Consider the following 13,336-nt stretch of genomic DNA (forward strand, 5'->3'; position numbering starts at 1 on the left):
GCCTGCAGTACCGTCGACCACATGGAAGACCCCCGTGCCCGAATGGTGGCCGATCTGGCGACGATGCGCGTGGATTACGGCGACCCGCTGACGGTCCCCGCCGCCGACGCGGACCTGGATCCGACCTGGGTCGCCGACGGCTGGGAACCGTTGCTGCGCCGCTGGATCGACGAGGCGCGGACCCTCGGCGTCGCCGAGCCGAACGCGATGGTTCTCGCGACGGTCTCCCTCGCCGGTCCGGTCCCGCGCCCGGTGGCGCGCACGGTCCTGTGCAAGGGACTCTCGCCCGAGGGCGTCACCTTCTATACGAACTACGAATCGGCCAAGGGCACCCAGCTCGCCGCCGACCCGTACGCGGCCGCGAGTTTCGTCTGGCCCGCGCTGGCCAGGCAGGTGCATGTGCGCGGGGTGACCGAGCGGGTGTCGGCCGAGGTGACGGCGGCCTACTGGGCCGAGCGACCGCGGGATTCGCGATTGGGTGCGTGGGCGTCGCAACAGTCGCGACCGGTGGCCTCGCGCGCGGACCTCGATCGCACACTGGCCGAGGTGACGGCGCGATTCGCCGACGTGGACGACATCCCCGTGCCGCCGTTCTGGGGCGGGTACCTGCTGCGTCCCGACGAGGTGGAGTTCTGGCAGGGCAGGCGCGGCCGACTGCACAATCGCGTGGTGGTGCGGATCGACGGCGAGAACACAACAGTCGAACGTTTGCAGCCGTAACAAGAGGTGGCTTATGTCACCGAGCGCAAACATGGGATGACCGCCGAGTAGTGGCTAATCTGCGCTGAGTGAAGCTGCTCGCCGACACCGAACCCCTGCGCAACCGCGACTATCGCAGGTTGTGGACGACTAACATCGTCACCGTCATCGGCGCGCAGCTCTCGGTGGTCGCGGTGCCGCAGCAGATCTTTCAGATCACCGGCAGTTCCGGCTATGTCGGGCTGGCGGGGTTGTTCGGACTGGTTCCACTGGTGGTGTTCGGGCTGTGGGGTGGGGCGCTCGCGGATGTGATGGACCGGCGCAAGCTGCTCGTCATCACCACGGCGGGTACGGGTCTGACCGCGGTGGCGTTCTGGGCGCAGGCAGCGCTCGGGGTGAACAATGTGTGGCTCATCCTCGGGTTGTTCGCTACTCAGCAGGCGTTCTTCGCGGTCAATCAGCCCACGCGCAGCGCCTTGATCGCCCGGTTGCTGCCGCCCGAGCAGATGGCTTCGGCCAGCTCGTTGAGCATGACGGTGTTCAATGTCGGCGCGATCGCGGGGCCGGTGCTGGCGGGGCTGCTGATCCCGGTGATCGGGCTGTCGACGTTGTATCTGATCGATGCGATCGCCCTGCTCGCGACGCTGTGGGCGGTCTGGCAGTTACCCACGTTCCCGCCGACCGGTGAACAGCGCCGGGCCGGGCTGCGCACCGTGCTCGACGGCTTCCGCTATCTCGCGGGGCAGCGCATCCTGCTCGCCTCGTTCGTCGTCGACCTGATCGCCATGGTGTTCGGGATGGCCCGCGCGCTGTATCCGCAGATCGCGCACGAGACCTTCCACGATCCGGCCGAAGGCGGGGTGGCGCTCGGGTTGCTGTTCGCGGCGATGGCGGTCGGGTCGGTGCTCGGCGGGGTGTTCTCCGGGTGGATCCCGCGGGTGCGCAGGCAGGGGTTGGCGGTGCTGGTGTGCATCGCGATCTGGGGTGTGACGATGGTGGGGTTCGGGCTGGCGGTTGGCTTGGCCGGGCGCTGGTTCGGGCTCGGGGTGTGGTTGTGGATCGCGGTGGCGTGCCTGGCGCTCGGCGGGGCGGCCGACATGGTGTCGGCGGCGTTCCGCACGGCCATGCTGCTCAATGTCTCCACCGACGAGATGCGCGGGCGGCTGCAAGGCGTGTTCATCGTGGTAGTTGCAGGTGGGCCACGGATCGGTGATGTTGCCCACGGTTTCGCGGCGGCGAGCATGGGTACTGCTGTAGCTGCTGCCGGTGGCGGCGTACTGGTGGTGATCGGGGTGGTGCTGGCCGCGCTGGCCTTCCCCGCCTTCGTCCGATATCGGGTGGCTCGCGCGCATTCCGCGTCGGCTGTGAAATGAGTTGTGCGGCAACCTGATTCGAATACCGAACCCGGCAGTCGTTCCGGCGCGGTATACCGGCCGGACAGCGGTCCGGAAAACGGGATCGGCGCAGGTCTCCGACCTCACCACCGCACGCGGTCGGTGTGAGGAGCGGGCAGGGCAACCCTGATTGCTCGTCTCGACCGAACAACAGTTAGCGTTACACCAAGCGCGCCATCTGCCGACCGCAGACGGCGCACGGTTCGGCGTCGGGTTTCAGGGCTCGGCGAGAATCTCAACTAGCCTGAGAGGGATCCTTCCGTGCCCGCTGAGAACATCACCAACGTCACCGAAGACGCCAAGGCGGTACTGCAGTACCCCGGTGGCGAGTTCCCGATCTCGGTCACCAAGGCCGCGGAGGGTAACGACGGGCTCGACTTGGGCAAGCTGCTGGCCAGCACCGGTTACGTCACCTATGACCCCGGTTTCATGAACACCGCGTCGACCAAGTCGGCGATCACCTACATCGACGGTGAAGCGGGCATCCTGCGCTACCGCGGTTACCCGATCGACCAGCTGGCCGGGCGCTCGACCTTCATCGAGGTCAGCTACCTGCTCATCTACGGCGAGCTGCCCACCCAGGCCCAGCTCGACGACTTCACCGATCGCATCCGTCGCCACACCCTGCTGCACGAGGACCTGAAGCGGTTCTTCGACGGCTTCCCGCGCAACGCGCACCCCATGCCGGTGCTGTCGTCCGCGGTGAACGCGTTGTCGGCGTACTACCAGGACTCCCTGGATCCCCGCGATCCCGAGCAGGTCGAACTGTCGACCATTCGCCTGCTGGCGAAGCTGCCCACCATCGCGGCCTACTCGTACAAGAAGTCGGTCGGTCAGCCGTTCCTCTACCCCGACAACTCGCTGTCGCTGGTCGAGAACTTCCTGCGGATGACCTTCGGCTTCCCGGCTGAGCCGTACGAGGTCGACCCCGAGGTCGCCGCCGCGCTCGACATGCTGCTGATCCTGCACGCCGACCACGAGCAGAACTGCTCCACCTCGACCGTGCGCCTCGTCGGCTCCTCCGACGCCAACCTGTTCACCTCGGTGTCCGGCGGCATCAACGCGCTCTGGGGCCCGCTGCACGGCGGCGCCAACCAGGCCGTGCTCGAGATGCTCGACGACATCAAGGCCAACGGCGGCGACGTCAAGGAATTCATCCGCAAGGTCAAGAACAAGGAAGACGGCGTGAAGCTCATGGGCTTCGGGCACCGCGTCTACCGCAACTACGACCCGCGCGCGACGCTGGTCAAGCAGGCCGCCGACAAGATCCTGTCGAAGATCGGTGGCGACGACCAGCTCCTCGACATCGCCAAGCAGCTCGAAGAGGCCGCGCTGACCGACGACTACTTCGTGTCGCGTCGCCTGTACCCGAACGTCGACTTCTACACCGGCGTCATCTACCGCGCCATGGGCTTCCCGACCCGCATGTTCACCGTGCTGTTCGCCATGGGTCGCCTGCCGGGCTGGATCGCGCACTGGCGTGAAATGCACTCCGAGCCGTTGAAGATCGGGCGCCCGCGTCAGATCTACACCGGCTACGGTGAGCGTGACTACTACGAAATCGGCAGCCGCTAGTTTCGACCCAGCTGCTGTTGGACACTTTGTTGGTGAACGCAATCTATCGAAGGGGATAGCCCGCATGACCAAGCCGGAGATCGACTTTCAGGAGGGCCCCGCGCCCACCGAGCTCGTCATTACCGACCTCATCGAGGGCGAAGGCAAGGAAGCGGTGCCCGGCGGCACCGTCGAGGTGCACTACGTCGGCGTCGAGTTCGACAACGGTGAGCAGTTCGACTCCTCCTGGGACCGCGGCGAATCCATCACCTTCCCGCTGCGCGGCCTGATCCAGGGCTGGCAGGACGGCATCCCCGGCATGAAGGTCGGCGGCCGCCGTCAGCTGGTCATCCCGCCGGAGCTGGCCTACGGCCCCGCCGGTTCGGGCCACGCCCTCTCGGGCAAGACCCTGGTCTTCGTGATCGACCTGCTCAACGCCGGCTGATCCGGACAGCTTTCGGCCCGTGCTTCCACTGGGAAGCACGGGCCGTTGTCGTTTCCGGGCTACTGCGCGGTCTCGAGCTCGGCACACAACCAGCGGTCGCCGACTTTGCGCATGGTGAGCACGATGGTCATCTTCTGCTGCTTGCCCTCCGGTGCGTTCAGGCTCGTCATCTTCTGCGTGAGCAGGTCGACGACCAGGAACTCCGCGTCCGCGCCGGACTTGGACAGACACTGCACTTCCCCGTCGATGGTCGAGGACACCTGAGTGTTCTGCATTGCCGACTTCAAAGTCTCTGAGCTGCCGGTGAATTCGTCCAGGAAGGGTCCGGTGGACTTGGCCCGCACCGTCGCGATGTAGCTGTCGATATCCTGGTAGTGATAGGTGCCGATGACGCGGCCGAACTCGCAGGCGGCCAGTCGCGCGGCTTCCTGTGCGGCCATGGGATTCTCGGGCTCCGCGGACTCACCGCGCAGCAGGATCACCGCGGCCGTTGCGACCCCGAGCGCCGTGACCAGGCCCAACGCGCCGAGCGAGAGCCACAGGCCGCGTCGCGAGCGGGACGGGCGCGGTGCGGGAAGGCGGGCGCCGGACATCGCGCCGACGGCCGCCGCGGCGAGTTCGCCACAGCTCTGGAAACGGGCGGCCGGATCCTTGGCGAGGGCACGGGCCAGCACGGCGTCGAACGCGGCGGGTACCCACGGGAAATGGTGACTCGCCCGTGGCACCGGCTGCGCGAGATGGCCGTGGATGAGCTGCGCGGGCGAGGTGCCCGCGAACGGGGGCGCGCCGGTGAGCAGGTGATAGAGCGTGCAACCGAGGGCGTACACATCGGTGCGGTGATCGACCGGGCCGGAGTGATCGAACAGCTCCGGCGCGGCGTACTGGAAGCTGGTGATCACCTCGCCGGTGCGTGTGAGTCCGTCGGTGTGATCGGTGGCCTTCGCGATGCCGAAATCGGCGAGTAGGACCTGGTCGGCGCCGGTGAGCAGGATATTGGCGGGTTTCACATCACGGTGGATCACACCGCGCTGATGGGCGTAGTCGAGTGCCTTGGCGATCTGGGTGACGATGTGCACCGCCTGCGGGACGGGAAGGGGCCCGCGCCGGACGAGTTCGGCGGCATCGCTGCCCTCGACGTACTGCATCGCGATCCACAGCCGGTCGCCTTCCTGCCCACGCGCGTACACCGTGACGATGTTCGGATGGTTCAGTTGCGCAGCGGTGTCGGCTTCGCGCAGGAATCGCGCCCGCAGTCCCGAGGTGTCGGCCTCCGGTGCGGTGATCACCTTCAGTGCCACCCAGCGCGGCAGGTCACGGTCGGCCGCGAGGAAGACCTCGCCCATTCCCCCGACGCCGAGCCGCCGCTCGATTCGATATCCGGCGAAGAGCCCAGTACCGGAGCCTGTTTCGGTCATGCCCGCCCCCTTTCCCTGGCGAAGCATACGGGGTCTGTCGACGCCCTGCCCGACCCGTGCGCGAGGCCGGACGGTAATGTACGGCGCTGGTACGGGGCTGATCCGAGCTCCCGCGTGATTCGTTTCCAATGCGTTGTCCATGACAGTGACTTGTTCGATTCGCCCGGGGCCGGGTTCTTCGGGAGTTTCGGGAGGGAGATTCTCGATCATGTTCCAACACAAGGTTGTTCGCCGCGTGCTCGCGGTGGCACTGCCCGTCGCGGTGGGGCTCGCCGGTGCCGGGGTGTGCTCGGCGGAGGCCGATCAGCAGACGCAGTACGCGGCCGGGCTGGCCAGTGCGGGGGAGGGTTACCGCACGGTCGTCGCGCCGGACCTGCGGACCGTGTCCGCCTCGGTCGACGAGGGGCGCTTCCTGCTCGCGCCCGACTCGAGCCGGGTTGTCGTCGAGTCGGCGACCGGCGCGCCGATCGGGGAGATCCCGACCTCGTTCACCACGGTCAGCGGCAATGTGATCGCCCTCGCCACCGAGATCGCCGCCGACGGGCGAAGTGTGACGGTGACACCGCGGCCCACCGAGGCGGCGAGCGCGGAGCTGAAGACCATCGCCACAACGCCCACTGCGCAATTCCCCGACCCGGTCCAGAACGCCGCCGCCATCGGCGCGGGCATCGGCGCGATCGTCGCCGCGGTCGTGTGCATCCCGATGATCACCACGATGATCCTGTACCTGCCGTGCGTCGGCCTGGTGGGTCTGCCGAATGCACTGGTCGGCGCGTTGATCGGCGCGGTGGTCGGCCTGGCCGCACCGGAGATCATCCCGCAGGTCCTGCCCTGAGCGTGAAAAGCATTGCGGCCCGGTCGAATTCGGCCGGGCCGTGTCTGTTCAGCGGACGAGGTCGGCGAACGCGATATCACCGACGACCACATGCTCCAATCGGAGCAGTCCGTCGCGGTGGATCTGGTGCAGCCGATACTCGCGTGCGTGCGCGTCGAGCCGGAACTCGAGCACCTCGGCAATGTCGAACTTCGTATCGAGCATGACCACGAGGTAGAGCGGAATGCCGACTCGCGCGTACTGCGCCTTCTTGTCGAGCAGGTCCTCGGCCGCCGTCGACGGCGACGACACCTCGACCACGATCAGCGCGTCACCGGCCTCCGGTTTGTCTCCCGGCTGGTCAAGGCAGCGGTACACCGTGACATCGGGACGTCGGAAGGTGAACTTCGGAACCCGCCACAGCACCACATCGATGTCGGTCTCGGCGCGAATGCACGGTTCGGTGCTCGGCAGGTCTTCCATCGCGCCCGCCAGTCGTCGGGCAATGCGGTTGTGCTCAGGCGTCGGTGATTCGCAGAGGATGACGTGCCCGTGCACTACCTCGATCTCTCGGGACACATCCTCGGGGAGCTGGCGGTACTGCTCCTCCGTCATCTGATGCGGCAGCGAGTCCACGGGCCGAGCTTACCGACCGTGTCGCCACCTCGACACCATTCGTTCACGACGTCGGGGCTGGTCGGGTTTCACTCGCGGACGACTTCGACCGGGTCGGTCAGGGCCAGTGCGAGGGCGGACTGCTGGGACTGGGCGCGTGGGGGGAGGGCTTCGAGGGCTTTGGCGGTTTGGGTGTTGAGGTTGCCGACGATGTTCTGGAGGGCGCCGACGCCGCCGGTGAGTTGTTCGACGGCCGAGAGGAGTTGGGCGCCGCCCTGTTCGGCGAGGGTGGGCAGGCCCTTGGCGAGTTCGGCGCCCTGGGTGAGTTGGTCGCGGGCGCTGTTGAGACGGGCGACGACGGTGCGCAGGAGGGTGCCGAGGTCGGTGTTGGGATCTACTGCGGCGCCGGTCAATTCGCTCAAGCCCGCGAGCTGGGTGCCTGCCTGGGTCGAAACACCGCGCAGGGCTTCGAGTTTGGTGATGATGTCGGCGAGTTGGGGGTCGCCGGAGAAGGGGAGGGCTTTCAGGAGTGGCAGGACCTGGTCGAGGCCGGAGCCCATGGCGGCCGCGCTGCTCTGTACGCCGGCGATCGTGACGCCGGTGGCGCCGAGGGCGTCGGCCAGCTGGTTGGCCTGCTTGGCGGCGCCGTCGACGGTCTGGTTCAGCAGTTCGATAGCCGAAGTGAGTTGGCCCGCACCCTCTTTCGCGTAGTCGAGGAAGCCGAGCATCTCCTGTGCGCCGCCGCTGAACTGGCCCGCGCCGTCGGCCGCCGCGTTCACACCCGCGCTCAGTAGCTGGGCGGTGAACTGCACCGACGTCATCTGGTTGCGGGCCTGGGAGACCGCGGCCAGTGCAGCGTCGACGCCGGACGCGCCGATCCGGTGGGTCACCGCGTCGACCGCGCCGTTCACCGTGTCCGGGTCGGCGCCGTCGTGGGTGGTGACAGTGACCTTGGCGCGCTTGGGTTCGGGGGTGGCGAGGGTGGCCATCGACGAGGTGAGGTCGGCGGGCAGGGTGATCACGGCGGCGAAGTCGTCGGCGTCGATCTCGCCGGGCTCGGCCACGGTCCACTCGTAGCCGCCCGCGTCCTGCACCGCCTTGGCCACCCGCTCGCCGGTGGGTCCGGTATCGGCGTTGACCAGCGCCATTGCGGTCGGTGCGGCGTCATCGCCCGCACAGGCGACGAGACCGCCCGCCAGCGCGAGGGCGGTGGCGAGGCAGAGCAGACGAGCGCGTTTGTCGATCACATCGGTGACGGTAACCCCGGACTTGGGTGCCGGTCGTGGGAGATGTCTGAGAGATCATTGAGGAAGCCGAAGCCGCGTGGCGACGGTGCCCCGCTGCATCCGCTGTGATCTGGAACAGCGAAAGTGTCAGTGACAGTTGACAATTCACTAGTTTGGACGGTCTGATCGCTTGGTACGCTGACCGGTTGCCGACACAAGGTTCGGCGTCGAGTGGTACGGAGAAACAGTGAAGCTTCAGTCAGTGGTCTTGAGCAGTCTCATGGTGGGCGCCGCCATCGCCGGTCCGGTGGTCGCCACGGGGACCGCCAACGCCGACCCGACCCTGTGGACGGTCGTCGTCAATTCGCACCTGACCCCGGATCGCTTCTTCGAAATCCGCGACCACGCGGACAGGGCGGCCGCCGAGAGCGCGGCCTTGGCGGCCTGCGACGCGGGCTTCCCCGAGCCGATCAGTCTGGGCTCGACCAGCCTCTTCGAGCCGCAATGCACGGTGCAGCTGGTGTTCGCGAGCGGGAAGTGCGCGGTGCTGATGCGCGCCGAGCAGGCGATCTCCGGTACCGACGACCAGACCAAGATCGTCTACTCGCCCGGGTACGGCGCCGACCTGGAGTGGGCCGAACTCGACGGCCTCTTCCACAACATCGAACACCACCTGTCCAGCTCGATGCCGAAGACGGTCTGGTCGGGTTGCCAGGGCTGACCCCGGGCCGCGAACACGGTGGACGTGACGTCCGCGATAACGGTGGCTGAACGGTTGCTGCGGTATTCTCGCGAGTGTCTTCACCCGTGCCGGTCCGGCGCGGAACTCACGAGAGTGGAGGTTCGATGTCCGACACCGACGATGTGAAAGCCAAGGCCAAGGCCGAGGCCGAGAAGATCGAGGCGGAAGCGAAGAAGGCAGCGGCCAGCGTGAAAGACGCCGCCGAACGCGCGGCGGGCAAAGTGAAGGGCGCGTTCGAGCACAACGACAAGAAGTAGGTAGCGCGCACTCTCGGCCCCGCGCCCGCGATCATCGTGGGTGCGGGGCTTTTGCGTCGGCGGGGCGGACCGGCAGGTCGATGACCAGCCGGGCGCCGCCGAGCGGGCTGTCCTCGAAGTAGGCCAGCCCGCCGTGCAGCTGGGCCTGCTGGGCCACCAGAGCGAGGCCCAGGCCCGAACCGCCCTTGGTGGCGTTGGCGCCGCGGGCGAAGCGCGCGAAGACCGCCTCGCGTTCGTCGGGTGCCACGCCGGTGCCGTTGTCGTCAACGGCGATCACGATGCGGCCGTACGGGGTGCGGTGCGCCGAGACCACGGCGGTGGTGGCGCCACCGTGCTTGACCGAATTGGTGAGGGCGTTGTCGACAGCCAGGCGCAGACCGGCGGGCAGGCCGCGGGTGACGAGTTCGGCGTCGGTCTCGATGCGCACCGTCAGGCCGGGGTTGTGGCGCATCGCGTCGTGGGCGGCCTGGTCGCACAGGTCGGCGACATCGGTGGGGACGTGGTCGGCCTCGGCGGTGAGATCGCCGCGGGCGAGTCGTTCCAGCGCCGACAGGGTGGTTTCGACCCTGGTCTCGTTGCGGGCGAGGTCGTCGAGGATCTCGCGGCGCTGTTCGTCGGTGAGGTCGAGGGTGCGCAGGACCTCGAGGTCGGTGCGGATCGCGGTGAGCGGGGTGCGCAGTTCGTGGGCGGAGACGGCGGCGAAATCGCGGGCCGTCTCCAGTGCGGCGGCGGTCTCGGCCTGGGCCTGATCGACGCGGGCCAGCATGGTGTTCACCGCCTCGGCCAGTTTCACCGCCTCGTCGACACCCGAACCGTCCACCGGTTGGGCGGCCTCGCCCGGCTCGCCGACGGCGGAGACCTGCCTGGTCAGCTTCACGATCGGGCCGACGGCGCGCCCGGCGAGCAACCAGCCCAGCGCCGCCGCGGCCGCCACCGCGATCGCCGCGCCCGCCAGCACCCAGCGCTGCTGGTCGTCGGTCGCCTTGGTCGCCTCGGTGGTCGGAATGGCCAGCGAGACCGTGCGACCTTCGGGCTGGTTCTCGGTGGTGGTGAGCACCCGGTAGGGCTGGTCGTGCAGCTCCACGGTCTGCGAGCCGGGCGGCAGATCCGGCAGCTGGGTCGAGCTCGACGCGGTCACCTGGCCGTTGTCGCGCACGGTGAGCGCCATGGTGTTCTGCAAACCGGTCAGATTCACGAAGCCGGTGGCCAGGACCGGCTCGATCAGCACGATGCGCGAGGCGATTTCCAGTTGCTGGTCGGTTTGGGTGACGTTATTTCGTTCGATTGCCTGAAAACCCACGAAAGCGGCGATCGTGACGATGATGACCGCCCCGGCCGCCGCCGCGCCCGCGACTCTTGTCCGCAGCGAAAAGGATTGTCTGCGACGATGTTTCGGCGGTGGGTCGGAGATCATTTCGATTCCCGGAGGACGAAACCCACCCCGCGAATCGTATGCAAAATCCTTGGCGTGTCATCTATTTCGAGTTTCCGGCGCAAGTAGCCGACGAACACATCCACCACATTCGTATCGGCTATGAAATCGTAACCCCACACCAATTCCAGCAGCCGTTCTCGCGTCAACACCACACCCGCATTACGGGCCAGGGTGGACAGCAATTCGAATTCCCTTTTGGTGAGCTCGATTTCGCGCCCGTGCAGCAGTGCGCGATATCCCGCGACATCGACGAGCAGCGGACCGACGGTCAGCGAACCGGGCGCCACGGGGTCGGGCGTGTCGGTGCGGCGGCGCAGCAGGGCCTTGATCCTGGCCACCAGTTCGGCCAGCTCGAACGGTTTCACCAGGTAGTCGTCGGCGCCCGACTCGAGGCCCGCGATCCGGTCGTCCACCGAGGCGCGGGCGCTGAGCACGCAGATGGGCACGTCATTGCCCATCGCCCGCAACGCCGTGACCACGCCCGCACCGTCGAGGACCGGCATGTTCATGTCGAGGACCACCGCGTCGGGCGCCTGCTCGGCGACGGCTCGCAGCGCGGCACCACCGTCGCGCGCGACGAGGACCCGGAAGCCGGACAGCCGCAGGCCGCGTTCGACCGAGGCGAGAACGTCCTCGTCGTCGTCGACAACAAGGACCGTTGAGGTAGTCACCCTGTGATCCTAGGTGGGGCAGTTACGCAGGTGGAGCGACCGGATCGCCGTTGGGGACCTCCGACGGCGGGTTCCCCAGCGGCGGGTTGGCGAGGATGCGGTCGGCGAGGGCGGTGAGGACGTGCGGATCCTCGATGGTGGCGGGCGGTTCGACGTGTTCACCGGCGGTGAGCTGGCGGATCGTCTTGCGCAGGATCTTGCCGGAGCGGGTCTTGGGCAGGCCGGTGACGATGATCGAATCGTGCAGGCTGGCGATCGCGCCGATCTGGTTGCGCACCCGCTCGTCGAGCTCGGCACGCAACTGCTGCTGATCGATGTCGACGCCCTGCTTGAGCACCACATAGGCGAGCGGGAGACTGCCCTTGAGCTCGTCGGGCATGCCGATCACCGCGCACTCGGCGACGGCCTCGTGCCCGGAGATCGCGGCCTCGATACTGCCCGCCGACAGCCGGTGACCGGCGATGTTGATCACGTCGTCGCTGCGGCCGAGGACGTAGAGGTAGCCGTCCTCGTCGAAGTAGCCGGAGTCGCCGGTGAGGTAGTGGCCGGGGAAGGCCGACAGGTATGAGCGGATGAAGCGCTCCCGGTTGCGCCACAGGCCCGTCAGGCAGCCGGGGGGCAGTGGCAGTCCGATGACGATATTGCCCTCGGTGCCGTTGGGTACCGGGTTGCCGTTCGCGTCGAGCACGCGCAGCCGGTAACCGGGCACCGGCACACTCGCCGAACCGGGTTTGACCGGCAGTTCCTGCAGGCCGAGCGGGTCGGCGCAGATGGGCCAGCCGGTCTCGGTCTGCCACCAGTGATCGACCACGGGGGTATCGGGGTGGCCGGCGAGCAGGGTGTTGGTGGCCCAGTCGAACGTGGCCGGATCCAGGCGCTCGCCCGCGCAGAACAACGCGCGCAGCCGGGACAGGTCGTAGCGGTGGGCCGCGGTGGCCTCGGGGTCGGCGCGGCGGATCGCGCGCAACGCGGTCGGCGCGGTGAACAGCACCCGCACGTTGTGCTCGTCGATGATCCGCCAGAACGCCCCGGCGTCGGGGGTGCCGACGGGTTTGCCCTCGTAGAGCACGGTCGTCGCACCGACCAGCAGGGGCGCGTAGACGATGTAGGAGTGGCCGACGACCCAGCCCACATCGGAGGCGGCCCAGAACACCTGACCAGGGCCGACGTCGTAGATATTGCGCATCGACCAGGACAGCGCGACAGCGTGTCCGCCGTTGTCGCGCACCACGCCCTTCGGCTTTCCGGTGGTGCCGGAGGTGTAGAGGATGTAGAGCGGATCGGTGGCGGCGACCGAGACCGGATCGGCGGGCGTCACGCCGTCTACGCAGGCATCCCAGTCGACCCAGCGGGCGGCGACGGTCTGCTCCGAGGACGGCAGCACGTCGGTGGCTGCCAGCGCGGCCGGGAACTCGATCGTCTGGAACTCGGGGCGCTGCTTGACGATCACCGTGCGCACCGACGCGGTCTCGGCGAGATCGAGCGCGGCCATCACGATCGGCGGGTAGTCGATGCGGCGGTTGGGTTCGAGCCCACCCGATGCGGTGACGATCAGGACCGGCTCAGCGTCGTCGATCCGGGCGGCCAGCTCGGGCGCGGCGAATCCGCCGAACACCACCGAGTGCACCGCGCCGATGCGGGCACACGCCAGCATCGCGATCACCGCTTCGGGGATCATCGGCAGATAGATCACCACCCGATCACCGGCCACCACACCGAGATCGCGCATGGCACCGGCGAACTCGGCGACTTTGTCGAGCAATTCGGCGTAGGTGTAAATCGTGGTGGTGTCCGTCATAGCGGAGGCATATATGAGGGCGGGCTGATCGGCGTGTCCACCCTGGTCGACAGTTCCGGCCCTGACATGGCGGTCAAGGGCATTCACACAGGTATTCAGACGGGCGTCGGGGAACCACCGGGCCGACCGCTTGTCGGCGGCATCCACGATCTGCTGCGGTTCGACATCCCATTCGATGCTCTGAGCTGCGGCGGACCAGAAGTCGGCTGGGTCGACCAGGCTGGTCTGATAGACCGGCCGGTACTCGTGTTCGGTGTCCAACCCCGTGACT

13 protein-coding genes are annotated in these 13,336 nt (G+C 67.7%); 7 read left to right on the top strand and 6 right to left on the bottom strand.

The window, feature by feature from the left end:
* Positions 1-21: 21 nt before the first annotated feature.
* From pdxH to ACFWUP_RS13730, 4 genes are all read left to right on the top strand, one after another.
* The gene (gene pdxH, locus ACFWUP_RS13715; RefSeq protein ID WP_379234023.1) at positions 22-720 is read left to right on the top strand and encodes a pyridoxamine 5'-phosphate oxidase; all 699 of its coding nucleotides are present in this window, start codon (positions 22-24) and stop codon (positions 718-720) included.
* Positions 721-788: 68 nt separating this feature from the next.
* Positions 789-2,072: an MFS transporter gene (locus ACFWUP_RS13720; RefSeq protein WP_379234025.1), complete on the top strand. Its 1,284-nt coding sequence runs from the start codon at positions 789-791 to the stop codon at positions 2,070-2,072.
* Between the two features lie 282 nt (positions 2,073-2,354).
* Complete coding sequence (locus ACFWUP_RS13725) at positions 2,355-3,668, top strand: citrate synthase (RefSeq protein WP_379234027.1); 1,314 nt, start codon at positions 2,355-2,357, stop codon at positions 3,666-3,668.
* Positions 3,669-3,732: 64 nt separating this feature from the next.
* Entirely contained in the window at positions 3,733-4,092 is a 360-nt protein-coding gene (locus tag ACFWUP_RS13730; protein WP_379234029.1) for an FKBP-type peptidyl-prolyl cis-trans isomerase, read from the top strand.
* A 59-nt stretch (positions 4,093-4,151) separates the two neighbouring features.
* On the opposite strand, the gene ACFWUP_RS13735 is transcribed toward ACFWUP_RS13730, so the two are convergent.
* On the bottom strand, positions 4,152-5,507 hold the full coding sequence (locus tag ACFWUP_RS13735) for a serine/threonine-protein kinase (RefSeq protein WP_379234031.1): 1,356 nt from the start codon (positions 5,505-5,507) through the stop codon (positions 4,152-4,154).
* A gap of 208 nt (positions 5,508-5,715) precedes the next feature.
* Here ACFWUP_RS13735 and ACFWUP_RS13740 point away from each other — a divergent pair, with 208 nt between their 5' ends.
* Positions 5,716-6,342: a hypothetical protein gene (locus ACFWUP_RS13740; protein ID WP_379234033.1), complete on the top strand. Its 627-nt coding sequence runs from the start codon at positions 5,716-5,718 to the stop codon at positions 6,340-6,342.
* Positions 6,343-6,390: 48 nt separating this feature from the next.
* Here ACFWUP_RS13740 and ACFWUP_RS13745 read toward each other — a convergent pair whose 3' ends face one another.
* Positions 6,391-6,957: a Uma2 family endonuclease gene (locus ACFWUP_RS13745; protein ID WP_379234035.1), complete on the bottom strand. Its 567-nt coding sequence runs from the start codon at positions 6,955-6,957 to the stop codon at positions 6,391-6,393.
* Between the two features lie 68 nt (positions 6,958-7,025).
* Positions 7,026-8,183, bottom strand: coding sequence for a hypothetical protein (locus ACFWUP_RS13750; protein ID WP_379234037.1), 1,158 nt, complete (start codon positions 8,181-8,183; stop codon positions 7,026-7,028).
* A gap of 226 nt (positions 8,184-8,409) precedes the next feature.
* Here ACFWUP_RS13750 and ACFWUP_RS13755 point away from each other — a divergent pair, with 226 nt between their 5' ends.
* Both ACFWUP_RS13755 and ACFWUP_RS13760 read left to right on the top strand, forming a co-directional pair.
* Positions 8,410-8,883 (top strand): hypothetical protein, encoded by a 474-nt coding sequence (locus tag ACFWUP_RS13755; protein ID WP_379234039.1) that lies wholly within the window; start codon positions 8,410-8,412, stop codon positions 8,881-8,883.
* A gap of 125 nt (positions 8,884-9,008) precedes the next feature.
* Positions 9,009-9,161: a hypothetical protein gene (locus ACFWUP_RS13760; protein WP_379234041.1), complete on the top strand. Its 153-nt coding sequence runs from the start codon at positions 9,009-9,011 to the stop codon at positions 9,159-9,161.
* A 31-nt stretch (positions 9,162-9,192) separates the two neighbouring features.
* Here ACFWUP_RS13760 and ACFWUP_RS13765 read toward each other — a convergent pair whose 3' ends face one another.
* The 3 genes from ACFWUP_RS13765 to ACFWUP_RS13775 are packed head-to-tail and all read right to left on the bottom strand — an operon-like array spanning position 9,193 to position 13,326.
* Entirely contained in the window at positions 9,193-10,575 is a 1,383-nt protein-coding gene (locus tag ACFWUP_RS13765; protein ID WP_379234043.1) for a sensor histidine kinase, read from the bottom strand.
* Complete coding sequence (locus ACFWUP_RS13770) at positions 10,572-11,267, bottom strand: response regulator transcription factor (protein WP_379234045.1); 696 nt, start codon at positions 11,265-11,267, stop codon at positions 10,572-10,574. The genes ACFWUP_RS13765 and ACFWUP_RS13770 overlap by 4 nt, the downstream gene beginning before the upstream one ends.
* Positions 11,268-11,289: 22 nt before the next feature.
* Positions 11,290-13,326, bottom strand: a complete 2,037-nt coding sequence (locus tag ACFWUP_RS13775; protein WP_379234047.1) for an AMP-binding protein — start codon at positions 13,324-13,326, stop codon at positions 11,290-11,292.
* Positions 13,327-13,336: the final 10 nt, after the last annotated feature.

Source organism: Nocardia sp. NPDC058658, assembly GCF_042716665.1.
In the GTDB taxonomy this organism is placed as follows: Bacteria; Actinomycetota; Actinomycetes; order Mycobacteriales; family Mycobacteriaceae; genus Nocardia.